Below are 14,665 nucleotides of genomic sequence, written 5' to 3'. Positions count from 1 at the left end.
CTCTCTCCATGTTCAGCAGATTCGCGATTCCCTTCGTCGTCCTGGCTGCGCTGCTTGGCGCGACGAGCGCCCATGCGCAGAGCGCCGACGGGACCTGGCTCACCCAGGCGGGTGATGCGCGCGTGAAGATCAGCAAATGCGGCGGCGGCATCTGCGGCCACATCGTCTGGCTGCGCGAACCCATGGACACCGCGACCGGCCAGCCCGCGACCGACAATAAGAATCCCAATCCCGCGCTCGCCAGGCGTCCGATGATCGGCCTGCCATTGTTCAGCGGCATGCAGCCGTCAGCTCCGAACAAATGGTCGGGCCAGATCTACAATGCCGACGACGGCAGCACCTATGCGAGCAGTATCAGCGTGATGGGCGCGGATTCGCTGCGCGTCGAGGGCTGCGTCGGCGCGCTCTGCGGCGGCGAGACCTGGACGCGCGCGGGGCGATAGCCGCCGCTCACGTCGTCATTGCCTTCAACGCCGTCGCAGCCGAGGCATAGCCGCCCCGCGCGCCGTCGATGAAATGGACGTGGTCGCTGCGCAGCGCCGAGGGCGTGAAGCAGGTCATCATCGCAGCGTCCTGCTGATAGAGGCCGTAGCGCACGATGCCCTCGCGCGCGGCTGCAGCGAGACGATCGCTCAGCGCGCGCTCGAGCTCGTTCGTACAGTCGAGGATCATGCGCAATCCGTCGTCATATTTCCTGAAGTCCGAGTTCTCGACCACCTGACGCTTGTAGACGTCTGGCACGAAGCCGCCGACTTTGATGTCGAAGCGCATGATCAGATAGGCGAACAACGTGTAGGCCAGGACGGCGGCCCGGCGGGCAAGCAGCGGGCCGCCGCGCCTGCTGCGGGCTTCATAATCCAGCCCCTGCGGCGGCCATTTCAGCGGCGGCCCCTGCGCCGGCACCGGGCGGCCGCCATCCGGACTGCGCTCGACGAGATGGATGATGTCCTCGATCACCTTGCGGAAAGCCAGCGGGTCAGCGCCACGCGCCGGCATCACCAGCACCGACAGGATCAATCCGCGTGACGCCGGCATCACCTCGAAGCGGCAGGACAGGCCGGAGAGATCGGGCTGCGTGCCGTCCGGCGCCTCGGTCACCGCGAACTCGCCGCGCTTCATCGCGGCGTCGGCCCAGGCGAGGCCGCCGCCGGAGAACATCGCATAGGACAGGTTCGCCGACGGACCGAAGCGTGCGACGCGTACGTCGAGGCCCTGCGCGCGGATGGCGCTGACCGGCACCAGGGCGACGCGCATCTTCAGATCGAGATCCTCACGCACCCAGGTCGCGGTCGCCGCCAGCGCCTCGCGGGCCAGTTCGAGATCGTGAGGCGCGACCGCAAAGCTGGCACCGTCGCCGCCGAACACGAAGGGGAATTCGCGCCCCGCCAACGCGTTGGTCACCGCCGCGATCACGGCGGCGCCGGCCATGTTCACCGCCTTGTAGCGCTGCGCCGCGATAGCCTTGGTCGAATCGACGATGTCGGCAACGCCGACGCTCCAGTCGTCAGGCAGCGGCGCATACAGCACCGGGTCCATCAGGCTGGTGAAACCACGGAAGACCGGAATGCCGCTGTAGAAGGATTCGCCTGATGTCATCGGGTGATGCCGGATGGTTGAGATGGCGCGTTGCGAAAAATAGATACGTGGCAGGATCGATCCGGGTTCGCCGGCCGGCCTCTCCGCGACGTCCCGATCATTGGCCGAAATGGAGCCGGACAACAAGCTCGCACCGCGATGCAGTGCTGCAGTTTGTCATTGATCGACATCAAACGACACACCGCAAAAGGCGTTTACTCTTGATTTATCGAAAATGAATGCCCGGGATCATCGAAGTGTCCGACATCGGCAACAAGGACCCGACCTCACCCGTACGCCGGCGCACGGGCCTCGACGCAATCAGCGCGGTGAAGATGCCGGAACGGCTGACCGCCGCCGTCGATGCCTGGGCTGAAGCCCATCAGCTGACCCGCTCGGATGCAATCTGCAAGCTCGTCGAACTGGCGCTGAAGATCGCGCCTGCCGAACCGGCATCAGCGCACGCGATCACATCGGACGCCACGCAGATTGAATACATCGCCGTGCACGAGATCGACGCACTGCTCGATCCCGCATTGCCGGCAGACGAACGCGAGCGCCGCATCCGCCGCCTCAGCGAGGGGCCGCCGGAGTTCTCACATGAACGAATTGACTTGCCGAAGCATCAGAGGTGAGTGGCTAGTGCAGCTTCTCGTCCTGACGCTTGCGTACCGTTGATGCGGGCACATCGTGACAGCCGACCAGCCGCACGAATTGCTGCGGATACATTTCGTGGCCGTGATCACCGGAATTCTGATGCGACATCGGCTGGCAATGGACATCGTCAGGCCTCGAGCGCGACTGCTCTGCTGACGTCCGGCCCAGATTCGAAGCGGTCATGGACTGCTCCCTATCGATTAGGGCAGATCGATTGACGTAACCCAACCGATTGCGGGGCATCTTACGACCAAATCCGGTGAATTCAAATTGAGCCGGATCAACTCTATTGCGGCGACAGAGTTCCGCTACGCCGTATTCCCCGCGTCGATCGTGAACACGGTGCCGGTGACGTTGCGGCCGCCCTCACCGAGCAGATATTCCACCATGCGCGCGACGTCCTCTGTCTCCGGCAGGCGGCGCAGCGCGCTGCGGCCGGCGATGCGCTTGCGTCCCTCGTCGGAGAGATTGTGCGTCAGCTCGGTGTCGATGAATCCCGGCGCGATCGCATTCACGGTGATGCCGAGCTTGCCGACCTCGCGCGCCAGCGAGCGGGTGAAGCCGGCCGCGGCCGCCTTGGTGGCGCCGTAGACGGAGAGGCCATTATAGCCGGTGGTCGCGATGATCGAGGAGATGTTGATGATGCGGCCGGCGCCATCGGCCATCATCTGCCGCGCGACATATTTGGTGAGGATGATCGGCGACAGCACGTTGAGCTGCACCAGCGCCTCGATCTCGGAATTGTGCATGGTGGCGAGCAGGCCTTCGGTGCCGAGGCCGGCATTGTTGACGAGGCCGTAGATCGGGCCGAATTCGTCGCGGACGAGCTTTGCGAAAGCGGGGATCGCATCGATCACGGCGAGATCGCAGGCGCGGAAATGCAGGCATCCCTCAGACGCGGCGATTGCGGCCTTGAGCTCCTCGCTCTCGCGCCGTGCGGCGGCAATCACGTTGAAGCCAGCGCCGGCAAGGCACCTTGCGATCGCAAGGCCAATGCCGCGGCTGCCGCCGGTGACGAGAACGTTATGCATCGGTGCGCGCCAGTTTGCCGGCCGGAGTGACGTCGAGCGCCTCGACGAAGCGGATCACCGCCGGCACCTTGTGCGAGGCGAGCTGGGCGCGGCACTGGTCAAGGATCTGGTCGCGGATCTCTTTCGCGCGCGCGGGATCGGAGCCGTCGGCGAGGATCACGTCGGCGACGACGATGCCGCCGGTGATCGGGCTGCGGCGGGATTTGGCCCGCGACATCCGCACGTCGGGATGGCGGTTGATCGCTGCCTCGATCTCCTCGGGGTGAACCTTCAGTCCGCCGATATTGATGATGCCGCCGCGGCGGCCGACGAAATAATAGCGATCGCCACGCAGCTCGACGATGTCGCCGCTATCGACAAAGCCGTCCGCATCGGTGAGCGCGGCAGCGTTGCGGCCAATGTAAGCGTGGGCAGTGCGCGTCGAGCGGATGCGCAGCGAGCCGTCGACCACCTTCATCTCGACACCATTGCGGTTGCCGAGATAGTCAGCCGGAAAACCCTCAAGCCCGTCATTGACAGCGAAGCCGACGCCGGCCTCGGTCGAGGCATAGGCATGACCGACGGAGGCCTTGGGGAATGCCGCCTTCAGGCCGTCCAGCACCGCCTGATCGGCGATCTCGCCGGAGAGACGGACGTAACCCGGCGCGAACTGTGCCGCCGAGCCGCTCATCAGGAGCTTGCGCCAGTGCGAGGGCGTGCCGGAGATATGCGAGACGCCGCGCGCATTCAGCCGCGCGACGTGACCGGCCAACGCCTCATGCGGGTCCGACAACACCATCGAGCCGCCGGAGAGGATGGCGCGGAGGAAGATTTGCAGGCCGCCATAGCGGCGGATGTCGTAGAACGTGGCCCACACCGGCGCAGGTCCGCGCGCGGGGCCTTCGGCGACGATTGCGCCGGTGAGTGCTTCCAGCGTGTGCCCGGCGATCTTGGGCACGCCCGACGTACCCGAAGTCAGCATCAGCCATTCCGTGGCACGCTCGGTCTTCGCCGGCGCGGCCGCTTCGAGCGGCAAGTGTGCGGCGACAATGAGCGCGACGCCGGTGTTGGCCCAGCGATCCGGCTCGTCAGTAACGACGGCATCGATCCCGGCATCCGCAATCAACGCGTCGAGATGCGCCGGGTTGAGATCGGGCGGGCACAGCAGCATGCGACGCGCGATGCCGTCGAGCTCGATCATGGCAAGACCTGACCGGAGCTGGTCGGACAGCCTGAGCAGCACGCAGCGGCCGGACAATTCGCGCAGGCGGCCGCCGAGGACCGTCTGCGACAGGATGTCCGTCAGCGACACGCTCGTCTGCGCATCTGACAGCGTGCGGCCCTTCAGCTCCGCGCCGAGATGGTCGCGAAGCGCAAAGATCTCACGCGGGGACATTTTCGTAGGCCCGCACGAAATCGCCCACGGTGGCGGGGAACGCTGCGTCCTCGGAAATGGTGAAGGGGTCGACGCCGGTCTCGTCCTCAAGACGCGCGACCAGGATCGCGAAGGCGAGCGAGTCGAAGCCCGTCTCGTGCAGGGACAGATCGTCCGAGAGTGCAGGAAGCGTGACGTGCTGTTCCTTGGCGATCTGCTGGATCGCTTCAATGACCTTAGACCTTACCGACATGGCTGGCTCGCTTGTTGTTATCGATCGTTCGCGTTGCGGCGGCTCTTGCTGACCGCCTCCCCATGGCCGCCTGTTTACCCGACAGAAGTAAATGGCTTCTTGGACAATTCAGATAAAATTGGACCTATCTGCGGATTTTTCGCAGCGTTACAACCTGATCGCGCCGTCCACGATCTGCGCATAGGCCTCAGCGTCAAGCGCGACATAGGCGCCGGATTTCGGGTCAACCATGAACAGCGGATCCGTTATCGCCTCTGGATCGAAGCCTTCGCGCGCGAGGTCGCCCTTCTTCTGCTTGAAGGTCTCGGTCGCATCGATCTCGCAAGAGATGCGAATGAAAACGGGACGGGCATAGGCCGGCAGGCGCTGTGCCAAATGCGCAGGCAGTGCGGCGATCTCAAAGCCCTCATTCACAACAAGCGCGCTCATGCCGGCGCGGCCGTCGGTACCGGGGATGCTGACGCCGTAGGTGGTGGCATCGATCACGCCGGTGAAATCCCGCACGGCATCGTTCACCTCCGACGTCGCGACGTTCTCGCCCTTCCAGCGGAAGGTGTCGCCGATGCGGTCGACGAAATGGAAGAAGCCCTTGTCGTCGACCCGCATCAGGTCGCCGGTGCGAAACCAGGCATCGCCGCTGGCGAAGACGTCGCGCAGGATCTTCTTCTCGGTCTCGCCCGCGTCGGTATAGCCCTCGAAACGGCCGCCGCCCTGGTCCGCGGTGCCGATGCGGCCGATCGCTTCCCCGGCCTCCCCACGGACGCAGGCGATGCAAAAGCCCTCTTCGTTGCGCAGCGGCGCGCCGGTATCGGGATCGAGCTTGACGAGGCTTGCGGGAAAGCGATGCGCGAGCAGCGGCGGGATGCGGCCGATCGCGCCCGGCTGGCCCTCGACGTTGAACAGCGAGAAATTACCCTCGGTTGCAGCATAGAACTCGAGGATGCCCGGAATGGAAAAGCGCGCCTGAAAGTCTTCCCAGATGTCGCCACGCAGGCCGTTGCCGCAGACGAGCCGCAGACGATGCCGGTTCTCATATTCCGACGGCGGCGCCTTGAGCAGATAACGGCAGAGCTCGCCGATATACTGGAACAGCGTGCAGTCATGCCGGACGATGTCGGACCAGAAATGCGAGGCCGAAAACTTCTCCGCAATCACCACCGAGCCGCCGGCAGCCAGCATGCTGCAGGGCGCGACGATGCCACCGACCGAGTGGAACAGCGGCAGGCAATCATAGAGCCGGTCCTGCGGCGTCGCGCCGGTGAGGCCGGCGAACCAAAAGCCCCAATTGAGGATGCGGCGGTGACTGATGCTGGCGGCCTTGGGCAAGCCCGTGGTGCCCGAGGTATAGATCAGCAGCGCGCGGTCATCGATGGTGATGTTGCCGTGTTCGTCCGGCGAGAGCGCTCCATCGTCGAGCGCGGAAAACGCCACGTCGATCGCACGTTCGCCACGGGCATCGCCATGGGTCCAGACTTTTGCGTCCGTCTCCAGATAAGGCGCTGCGCTGTCCCACATCTCCATCAGCTCATGCGCAACGATGACATGCAACGGCTTTGCGACGTCGACGCAATGTGCGAGCGATTGCCCAATGAGCTTGGTGTTGATCAGCGCAGCCACGCCGCCGACACGGCTGATGCCGAGCCAGGCCGCGACATAGTCGATGCCATTCGGCATGATCAGAGCAACGGTGTCGCCCTTGGCAACGCCAGCCGACCGAGCCCAGCGCGCGTAGCGGTTGATCCTCTTCGACAGACTTTCGTAATCGAGAGTGGCATCGTCGGTCACCAGCGCTGCGCGATCGGGCTGGCGCTGCGCCCAATCGTCAACGACGTCCGCAAACAGACGTCCCGGCAGCGTCTCGATCCGCGCGGTGAGCTCGATCGCCTTCAGCCAGATTTTCGAAGCCGAGGGGGGGCGCGCGGCTTTCGGTTGCTCGAGGACACCGGTGGTCATGCCGTTCATTCTTTCGGGACGTGTCTGCTGATCCGGCAGCTTAGACCTGCGAGCCTGCCCAGATGTTAAGAGACAGGCTAAAACCCGGTTAGTGCGGGATTAACGCTAGCGATCCTTTACCAAGCGGGCGAGTTCGGCGGCATGCTGCCGGCCGAGACGATCGCTGGCGCAAGGTGGAGTTGTCGGGGATCAGGAAGGGGTAGCGGCAGGCCCCAGACGAGACCGCGCGGCAATCCGCCCGGTGCTAACCATTTCGCCTATAACGCGGGCGCGATGCCGGGACGTTGACGGCAAAGTACGGATTGAGATCGCAAGTTGCGGCGCGGCCCGACGCAGTGGCGCGGCACTGCGGTACCGAGACAAAGGAGCACTCGTACCAGTCCCCGCCGCCGCCGTTTGAGCCGGAATAGACGTGCATGCAGACGGGGTAGCGCGGATCAAAGGTCTGCGCATGTGAGGGCGCGGCTACCAGTAAGGCACCGAAAGTCGCGATCAGGCCGAATGAGTGGCGCATGAAAACGGTCCTCGGAAGTCGCATCGCGGAAGCGCTAGTGCACCTTCTTGTAGCGCCGGCGCGGCGGCGGCGGTTCATCGAAAGCGTAATAGGGATTGACGTCGCAGCTGGCCGAGCGGCCTGACGCCGTGGCACGGCATTGCGGCAGCGAAGTGAAGGAGCAGTCGTAATAATCGCCGCCGCCACCGGCGAAGCCGCCGGGCGTGTAGACATGCATGCATACCGGGTAGCGCGGATCGTAGGTCTGGGCGCTGGCATCTGCCGCCACGAAAAGCGTGGCAATGGCGGTGAGGGTCAGGATCGGCAGGCGCATCGGGCAGTCCTCGAATCGTGGCAACGGCACGCGTTATTTCATTTCGATATGGCACAACAGCGCGGAAGAAGCGATTGTTCCTGTTCATACCTCTCCCGCTTGTGACACGCGCCGAAACGGATGAGACACGGCACTGCAACGACGCAAAAGCGGAAAAGAGCTCCGTTTCGGGCCTGCACAGGACGCATATCTCGCGACAGCATTCCTTCGACAAAGGTCGCAAGCATCCGGAGCAGGAATCCGTTCGCAGGCTGCAGCGAACGGACTACTCTTTCGGTTACAACACTGGCCCCGGACCAACGACGTTCCAGGGCAATCAATAGACATAGGGGCTGAAGGAAACGCACATTCGCGCTCGGGGCTCTCGAGCGCGGCTCCGCCCTGCGCGGGGAAAGATGCGCCGGCCGGTCTGCAGGCTCAGGGCATGCAAGAGAGCTTTTCGTCTCTGTTCATCCGCTATCCGATCGGCACCTCGCTGCTGATGGCGGGCATCTTGTTCGTAGGCCTCGTGGCCTATCCTCTGCTGCCGGTTGCACCGCTGCCCCAGGTCGACTTTCCGACCATCCAGGTTTCCGCGTCACTTCCGGGCGGCAGCCCCGAAACCATGGCCTCCTCGGTGGCACAGCCGCTCGAACGCCAGCTCGCGCAGATCCCCGGCATCACGCAGATGACCTCGACGAGCTCGCTGGGCTCGGCGTCAATCACCATCCAGTTCGATCTCAACCGCCTGATCGATGCCGCCGCCAATGACGTGCAGGCCGCGATCAACGCGGCGAGCGGACAGTTGCCGAAGAATCTGCCCTCGCCGCCGACTTATCGCAAGGTCAACCCGGCGGACTCGCCGATCATGATCCTGTCGGCGACCTCCGACACGCTGCCGCTGACCACGGTCAGCGACCGCACCGACGCCCAGCTCGCCCAGCAGATCAGCCAGATCCCCGGCGTGGCGCAGGTGTTCGTCGGCGGGCAGCAAAAACCCTCGGTGCGCATCCAGATCGATCCGACCAAGCTCGTCGCCAAGGGATTGTCGCTCGAGGACGTTCGCAGCCAGATCGCGGCCGCCACCGCGGACAGCCCGAAGGGCAACATCGACGGCACGCGCCGCTCCTATACCATCTACGCCAACGACCAGCTGCTCGAGGCCTCGCACTGGAAGGACGTGATCGTCGCCTACCGCAACGGCGCGCCTTTAAGGATCCGCGACATCGGCGAGGCCGTGTCCGGGCCGGAGGACATGAAAACCGCGGCCTGGGCCGACGGCAAGCGCGGCGTGTTCCTGGTCATCTTCAAGCAACCCGGCGCTAACGTCATCGAGACCGTCGACCGCATCAAGGAGAAACTGCCGCGGCTGATCGCGGCGATCCCGCCCGCGATCAAGATCAAGATCATCAGCGACCGCACCATCACCATCCGCGCGGCGGTCGACGACGTGCAGATCACGCTCATGATCACCATCGCGCTCGTGGTGATGGTGATCTTCATTTTCCTGCGCAGCTTCTGGGCCACGATCATCCCGAGCATCACGGTTCCGCTGGCTCTGCTCGGCGCCTGCTCGCTGATGTGGGTGTTCGGCTATTCGCTGGACAATCTCTCGCTGATGGCGCTGACCATTGCGGTCGGCTTCGTGGTCGACGATGCCATCGTGATGCTGGAGAACATCACGCGCTATGTCGAGCGGGGCGAGAGCCCACTCGCCGCGGCGTACAAGGGCGCCGCCGAGATCGGCTTCACCATCGTTTCCATCAGCGTCTCGCTGGTCGCCGTGCTGATCCCGCTGCTGCTGATGGGTGGCATCATCGGCCGGCTGTTCCGCGAATTCGCGGTGACGCTATCGATGGCGATCTTCGTCTCGCTCGTGGTGTCGCTGACCCTGACGCCGATGATGGCCTCGCGCTTCCTGCGCGCCGACCACGAGGCGCGGCGCGGCCGCTTCTACCAGTGGAGCGAGCGGATGTTCGAGCGCCTGCTCGGCGCCTACGAGCGCGGGCTGGACCTCGCGCTGCGGCACAGCTTCGTCACGCTTCTCATCTTCTTCGGCACCGTCGCGCTCTCGGCACTGCTGTTCATCGTGATCCCGAAGGGCTTCTTCCCGCAGCAGGATAACGGCTTCCTCACCGCGGTGTCCGAGATGCCCCAGGACATCTCCTTCGCCGAGATGAAGCGCCGGCAGGAGGAGCTCAACGCCATCGTGCAGGCCGACCCTGCCGTCGATTCCATTGCGATGTTCATCGGCGGCGGCGGCACGGCGCTGAATTCGGGGCGCATGTATGTCACTCTGAAGCCGATCGGTGAGCGCGATGCCAGCGCACAGCAAATTATCGCGAGGCTGCGGCCAAAACTCGCCGAAGTCGAGGGCGCACGCCTCTATATGCAGGCCTCGCAGGACGTGCGGCTCGGAGGGCGCGCCACCCGGACCCAGTTCGAGTTCACGCTCCAGGACGCCAATCTCGCCGAGCTGAACGACTGGGCGCCAAAGATCCTGGCCGGCATGAGGGGCCTGCCGCAGCTACGCGACGTCGCCACCGACCAGCAGACGGAGGGAACGACGCTGCAGCTTAGGATCAATCGCGACACCGCCGCACGCTACGGCATCCAGCCGCAATTGATCGACGACACGCTCTACGACGCCTTCGGCCAGCGCCAGGTCGCGCAGTATTTCACCCAGACCAATAGCTATCACGTCGTGCTCGAGATCACGCCGGCGCTGCAGGGGCAGCTCGATACGCTCGAGAAGCTCTACATCAAATCGCCGCTCACCGGCGAGCAGGTGCCGCTCTCGGTGATCTGCAACTGGACCAACGTGCCGGTGCGGCCGCTCGCGATCGCGCATCAGGGCCAGTTTCCGGCGGTCACGATCAGCTTCAACCTTGCCGAAGGCGTGGCCTTGGGACAGGCGACCGATGCCGTGCTGCGCGCGGTCAGCGCGATGGGCGCGCCGCCGACGCTATCGACGAGCTTCCAGGGCACCGCGCAGGCGTTCCAGCAATCGCTCGGCACCGTGCCGATGCTGATCCTCGCGGCGCTCGTCGTGGTGTATCTCGTGCTGGGCGTGCTCTACGAGAGCTACATCCACCCGCTGACCATCCTGTCCACGCTGCCGTCGGCCGGCGTCGGCGCGATCGCGATCCTGATGATCTTCGGCTTCGACTTCAGCCTCATCGCCCTGATCGGCGTCATCCTCCTGATCGGCATCGTCAAGAAGAACGGGATCATGATGGTGGACTTTGCCATCGTCGCCGAGCGCGAGCAGCATTTGACGCCTGAGCAGTCGATCCGCCAGGCCGCGCTGCTGCGCTTCCGTCCGATCATGATGACGACAATGGCGGCCCTGCTCGGCGGCGTGCCGCTGATGCTCGGCCACGGCACCGGCGCCGAGATCCGCCAGCCGCTCGGCTACGCCATGGTCGGCGGCCTTCTGGTGAGCCAAGCCCTGACGCTGTTCACGACCCCCATCGTCTATCTCTACCTCGACCGCTTCTCCAACCTGCTTTCGCGCTGGATGGAGGGGAAGCCGGATGCGGAGGCAGCTAGGGACAAGCAGAAGGATGCGGCGGAGTGAGCCGAACCACGACCTCCGTCATTGCGAGCGCAGCGAAGCAATCCAGAGTCTTTCCGCGGAGAGATTCTGGATTGCTTCGTCGCGAGGGCTCCTCGCAATGACGGAGTATGAGGCAACAGCTTCGCTCTTGCAGGTGTCGTAGGGTGGGCAAAGGCGCAAAGCGCCGTGCCCACCATTCCGGTCACGCTGCGCATGTGGAGGGCACGCTTCCGCCGTCGCTCTTCGAGCTATGGCGGACAAGTCGCTTTGCCCACCCTTGTAATAGCGCAATCAGATATTGTCGGCGTGTTCCGTGAGGAATGGCCTGCCGCGGCTGCAACCCGCGGCAGGCCGCTGGCGATCGGATCGCGCCCACCCTGAGCAGTTTGTGGCTGCCCCGTAGCAGGATCGCGCCAGCACCTTCATCGGACCCGGATGGTTGCCGGAACAATCAGGTTCGCTTCACAAGGCAGGGTCGACGAAGATGGCACAGACTAGCACGACGACAGCGGGAATCGATACGTCCAAGGCGAAGCTCGACATTGTAGTTCATGGTCGAGACGAGGGTTGGGAGGTCGCCAACGACCTTCCCGGTTGGCGGAAGCTGGTGCAACTGCTGACCAAAGCTGGCGTCAAGCGAGTCGGGATCGAAGCGACCGGCGGTTACGAGCGTGGGGTAGTGGAGCATTTGCGTGCGGCCGGCGTCATCGTGCTGGTGCTGCAGCCGATCCAGGTCAAGGCGTTCGGCCGCTCCCGATTGCGTCGCGCCAAGAACGATACGCTGGATGCCGCGCTGATTGCGGCCTGCGCGGCATCGCTCGAAGAGGTGAGGAGTGCGCCGGATCCGCGCTTGGCGGAGCTCGCCGAGCAGCTCACCTTCCTCGAGCAGATCGAGGAGGACATCAAGCGCTTCAAGACCCGGCTCGAGCATCTCGATAAGCCTGGGCCACGCCGCATCGTGCTGGATGACATTGCCCGGTTGAAGGCAAGGCGGCTCTCCCAAATCCGTCACATCGCCAAGCAACTACGCGCTCACCACGATCTCGCTGTCCGCCTTGACCTAGTGATGAGCATTCCCGGGATCGGTGAGCGCACGGCACTGGCCCTCCTGGTCCGCATGCCTGAACTCGGCCGTGTCAGCCGGGAGGAAGTCGCAGCCCTTGCCGGGCTGGCTCCCTTCGACAACGATAGCGGGCAGTACAAGGGCCAACGCCGTATCGCCGGCGGCCGCGCTCGCCTGCGTCGCTCTCTGTTTGCGGCAGCCCTGCCTGCGGCCTTCCGCTGGAATAAGGCCGTCATGGCCCTCTATGCCCGCCTGACTGCGGCCGGAAAGGCTCACAATGCCGCTCTCATCGCATGCGCGCGCAAGCTGCTCATCTATGCCAACACCGTCGTGCAACGCGGAACGCCGTGGACTGAAAAACTCCTCGGCGTTTAATGGTTGCTACGAGGTCTGCGTGCGTGGCGAGCTGCTTCCCCATCGCAACGACGTTGGGCGAGCGTCAGCCCAGCCCCTGCAACACCAGCCGGTTCAGCCTCGCCGCAAACGCCGCCGGATCTTCCGGCAATTCGCCGTCCAGGATCTGCGCCTGTTCGAGCAGCAGCAGGCTGAGATCGTCGACGTCCTTGGAGCCGGCCTGCGCCTTGGTGATCGCGCTCACCAGCGGATGGCGCAGATTGATCTCGAGGATCGGCTTGGTCTTCATGCCCCGGTTCTGCTGCGCCAGGATGCGCTCCAGCTCGCGGCTCGGCCCCTGGCTGTCGGCAACCAGGCAGGAGGCCGAGCTGGTGAGGCGCGTCGAGGCCTTGACATCGCTGACGCGCTCGCCGAGCGCGGCCTTGATCACCGCGATGGTGGCGGCTTCATCCGCCTCAGGCTCATCCTTCTTCGCCTCGTCCTTGTCGTCGAGGCGCGGGATCAGGTCGAGGTTGAGATCGCCCTGGCTCAGCGATTTCAGCGGCTTGCCGTCGAACTCCGAGGGCATCGAGGTCCAGAAGGCGTCGACCGGATCGGACAGCAGCAGCACCTCGATGCCGCGCGCAGTCGCGGCCTCGAGCCGCGGATTGGACTTCAGCCGCTCGATGCTGTCGCCGACGAGATAATAGATCTCGGTCTGGTTCGGCTTGAAATCGGCGATAACCTGCTTCAGCGACCGCTTTTCACCCGACGTCGTGGTGAAGCGCGACAGCGCCAGCAGCTTTTCGCGACGCTCGAAATCCTCGTAGATGCCTTCCTTCAGCACTGCGCCGAAGGCGTCCCAGATCTTGGCAAAATTCTCCGCATCCTTCTCGGCGAGGCTTTCGAGCTCAGATACGACGCGGGTCGCCACGGCTTTGCGGATCTGCGCGAGCTGCGGATTGTTCTGGAGCATCTCGCGGGAGATGTTGAGCGGGAGATCCTCGCTGTCGACGACGCCACGGATGAAGCGGAGGTAGCCCGGCAGCAGATCGGCATCATCGGTGATGAAGACCCGGCGGACATAGAGCTTGACGCGGCCCTTACGGTTCGGCTCGAACAGGTCGAACGGTTTCGTCGAGGGTGCGAACAGCAGCACGGCGTAGGAATAGCGGCCCTCCGCGCGGTAGTGCAGCGTCATCGCGGGATCGTCGAAGGCGGAGGCGATCTGCTGATAGGCCTTCTTGTAGTCGTCTGCCGTCAGCTCGGATTTCGAGCGTTGCCACAGCGCGCTTGCCGAATTGATCTGGCGCGGCTCGCCCTCGCCAGGCACGAGCTCGATGGGAAACAGGATGTTGTCGGAATAGGCACCGACGATGCGCTCGATCTCGTAGGTCTCGAGATATTTCTTGGCGTCGTCCTTCAGGTGCAGGACGATCTCGGTGCCGCGCGTCACGCGCGCCGCGTCCTCGTCGCTGGCGCGGGCGATCTCGAATCCGGAGCCGCCGGAGGACGTCCAGGTCCAGACGTCACTCTCACCGGCGCGGCGGCTGACCACGTCGATCTTCTCGGCGACCATGAAGGCGGAATAGAAGCCGACGCCGAACTGGCCGATCAGGCCGAGGCCGTCCTTGGCTTCCTTCAGCTTCGATACGAACGCCTTGGTGCCGGAGCGGGCGATGGTGCCGAGATGATCGATCAGCTCCTGCCGCTCCATGCCGATGCCGTTGTCGGCGATCGTGAGCGTTCCGGCCGACTTGTTCGGGATGATGCGGATCCTGAGCGCGTCGCCCTCGCCGAGCAGGTCCGGACTGGCGATCGCCTCGTAGCGCAGCTTGTCGCAGGCATCGGAGGCATTGGAGATGAGCTCGCGGAGGAAGATGTCGGTTTCCGAATAAACGGAGTGCACCATGAGGTGCAGCAGTTCGGAAACTTCGGCCTGGAAAGGCTGCGTGTGCACAGCCGTATCTGACGTCGTCATGCGCTTACCCGGTCAAATCAAAGGGGAGGAACCCGGATATAGCGCGATGAAACGGCGGATCAAGAGGATGTGAAGGCTCTGCCGCAAGTCGCGACAGAGC

At 64.3% G+C, this 14,665-nt stretch carries 13 protein-coding genes; 4 read left to right on the top strand and 9 right to left on the bottom strand.

Annotated features, from left to right (window positions below; genetic code table 11):
- The first annotated feature begins 8 nt into the window (after positions 1-8).
- Positions 9-443 carry a DUF2147 domain-containing protein gene (locus ACNJX8_RS04690; protein ID WP_249759460.1) on the top strand — a complete coding sequence of 145 codons (435 nt, stop codon included), beginning with the start codon at positions 9-11 and terminating at the stop codon, positions 441-443.
- 7 nt (positions 444-450) lie between these two features.
- On the opposite strand, the gene ACNJX8_RS04685 is transcribed toward ACNJX8_RS04690, so the two are convergent.
- Positions 451-1,596, bottom strand: a complete 1,146-nt coding sequence (locus tag ACNJX8_RS04685; RefSeq protein WP_439359759.1) for a DUF3095 domain-containing protein — start codon at positions 1,594-1,596, stop codon at positions 451-453.
- 227 nt (positions 1,597-1,823) lie between these two features.
- On the opposite strand from ACNJX8_RS04685, the gene ACNJX8_RS04680 reads away from it, so the two are divergent.
- On the top strand, positions 1,824-2,210 hold the full coding sequence (locus ACNJX8_RS04680) for a hypothetical protein (RefSeq protein WP_439361808.1): 387 nt from the start codon (positions 1,824-1,826) through the stop codon (positions 2,208-2,210).
- A gap of 4 nt (positions 2,211-2,214) precedes the next feature.
- Here the strand turns inward: ACNJX8_RS04680 and ACNJX8_RS04675 are convergent, their stop codons facing one another.
- The 7 genes from ACNJX8_RS04675 to ACNJX8_RS04645 form a co-directional block, all read right to left on the bottom strand.
- Positions 2,215-2,415, bottom strand: a complete 201-nt coding sequence (locus ACNJX8_RS04675) for a hypothetical protein (protein ID WP_439359758.1) — start codon at positions 2,413-2,415, stop codon at positions 2,215-2,217.
- Positions 2,416-2,540: 125 nt separating this feature from the next.
- On the bottom strand, positions 2,541-3,263 hold the full coding sequence (locus ACNJX8_RS04670) for an SDR family NAD(P)-dependent oxidoreductase (protein ID WP_439359757.1): 723 nt from the start codon (positions 3,261-3,263) through the stop codon (positions 2,541-2,543).
- Entirely contained in the window at positions 3,256-4,638 is a 1,383-nt protein-coding gene (locus ACNJX8_RS04665; protein ID WP_439359756.1) for a class I adenylate-forming enzyme family protein, read from the bottom strand. The genes ACNJX8_RS04670 and ACNJX8_RS04665 overlap by 8 nt, the downstream gene beginning before the upstream one ends.
- Positions 4,625-4,870 carry an acyl carrier protein gene (locus ACNJX8_RS04660; RefSeq protein ID WP_015688794.1) on the bottom strand — a complete coding sequence of 82 codons (246 nt, stop codon included), beginning with the start codon at positions 4,868-4,870 and terminating at the stop codon, positions 4,625-4,627. Before ACNJX8_RS04660 ends, ACNJX8_RS04665 begins: the two co-directional genes overlap by 14 nt.
- A 147-nt stretch (positions 4,871-5,017) precedes the next feature.
- Complete coding sequence (locus ACNJX8_RS04655) at positions 5,018-6,832, bottom strand: long-chain-acyl-CoA synthetase (RefSeq protein WP_439359755.1); 1,815 nt, start codon at positions 6,830-6,832, stop codon at positions 5,018-5,020.
- 235 nt (positions 6,833-7,067) lie between these two features.
- Positions 7,068-7,337 carry a DUF3551 domain-containing protein gene (locus ACNJX8_RS04650; RefSeq protein ID WP_128931260.1) on the bottom strand — a complete coding sequence of 90 codons (270 nt, stop codon included), beginning with the start codon at positions 7,335-7,337 and terminating at the stop codon, positions 7,068-7,070.
- A gap of 34 nt (positions 7,338-7,371) precedes the next feature.
- The gene (locus ACNJX8_RS04645) at positions 7,372-7,650 is read right to left on the bottom strand and encodes a DUF3551 domain-containing protein (RefSeq protein ID WP_128939955.1); all 279 of its coding nucleotides are present in this window, start codon (positions 7,648-7,650) and stop codon (positions 7,372-7,374) included.
- A gap of 424 nt (positions 7,651-8,074) precedes the next feature.
- Here ACNJX8_RS04645 and ACNJX8_RS04640 point away from each other — a divergent pair, with 424 nt between their 5' ends.
- Both ACNJX8_RS04640 and ACNJX8_RS04635 read left to right on the top strand, forming a co-directional pair.
- Positions 8,075-11,209, top strand: a complete 3,135-nt coding sequence (locus ACNJX8_RS04640) for a multidrug efflux RND transporter permease subunit (protein WP_439359754.1) — start codon at positions 8,075-8,077, stop codon at positions 11,207-11,209.
- 463 nt (positions 11,210-11,672) lie between these two features.
- On the top strand, positions 11,673-12,626 hold the full coding sequence (locus ACNJX8_RS04635; RefSeq protein ID WP_439359753.1) for an IS110 family transposase: 954 nt from the start codon (positions 11,673-11,675) through the stop codon (positions 12,624-12,626).
- A gap of 64 nt (positions 12,627-12,690) precedes the next feature.
- Here the strand turns inward: ACNJX8_RS04635 and htpG are convergent, their stop codons facing one another.
- Positions 12,691-14,565, bottom strand: a complete 1,875-nt coding sequence (gene htpG, locus ACNJX8_RS04630; protein WP_439359752.1) for a molecular chaperone HtpG — start codon at positions 14,563-14,565, stop codon at positions 12,691-12,693.
- Positions 14,566-14,665 lie beyond the last annotated feature (100 nt).

The organism is Bradyrhizobium sp. SPXBL-04 (assembly GCF_051853035.1).
GTDB lineage: Bacteria > Pseudomonadota > Alphaproteobacteria > Rhizobiales > Xanthobacteraceae > Bradyrhizobium > Bradyrhizobium zhanjiangense.
The sequence above is the reverse complement of the archived record's forward strand: the minus strand, read 5'-3'. Positions and strand labels throughout refer to the sequence as shown.

Coding starts and splice junctions, on each gene's coding strand:
- ACNJX8_RS04685 (WP_439359759.1), bottom strand. CDS start 1,596: ATGACATCAGGCGAATCCTTCTACAGCGGCATTCCGGTCTTCCGTGGT.
- ACNJX8_RS04690 (WP_249759460.1), top strand. CDS start 9: ATGTTCAGCAGATTCGCGATTCCCTTCGTCGTCCTGGCTGCGCTGCTT.
- ACNJX8_RS04645 (WP_128939955.1), bottom strand. CDS start 7,650: ATGCGCCTGCCGATCCTGACCCTCACCGCCATTGCCACGCTTTTCGTG.
- ACNJX8_RS04650 (WP_128931260.1), bottom strand. CDS start 7,337: ATGCGCCACTCATTCGGCCTGATCGCGACTTTCGGTGCCTTACTGGTA.
- ACNJX8_RS04640 (WP_439359754.1), top strand. CDS start 8,075: ATGCAAGAGAGCTTTTCGTCTCTGTTCATCCGCTATCCGATCGGCACC.
- ACNJX8_RS04675 (WP_439359758.1), bottom strand. CDS start 2,415: ATGACCGCTTCGAATCTGGGCCGGACGTCAGCAGAGCAGTCGCGCTCG.
- ACNJX8_RS04655 (WP_439359755.1), bottom strand. CDS start 6,832: ATGAACGGCATGACCACCGGTGTCCTCGAGCAACCGAAAGCCGCGCGC.
- ACNJX8_RS04635 (WP_439359753.1), top strand. CDS start 11,673: ATGGCACAGACTAGCACGACGACAGCGGGAATCGATACGTCCAAGGCG.
- htpG (WP_439359752.1), bottom strand. CDS start 14,565: ATGACGACGTCAGATACGGCTGTGCACACGCAGCCTTTCCAGGCCGAA.
- ACNJX8_RS04665 (WP_439359756.1), bottom strand. CDS start 4,638: ATGTCCCCGCGTGAGATCTTTGCGCTTCGCGACCATCTCGGCGCGGAG.
- ACNJX8_RS04660 (WP_015688794.1), bottom strand. CDS start 4,870: ATGTCGGTAAGGTCTAAGGTCATTGAAGCGATCCAGCAGATCGCCAAG.
- ACNJX8_RS04670 (WP_439359757.1), bottom strand. CDS start 3,263: ATGCATAACGTTCTCGTCACCGGCGGCAGCCGCGGCATTGGCCTTGCG.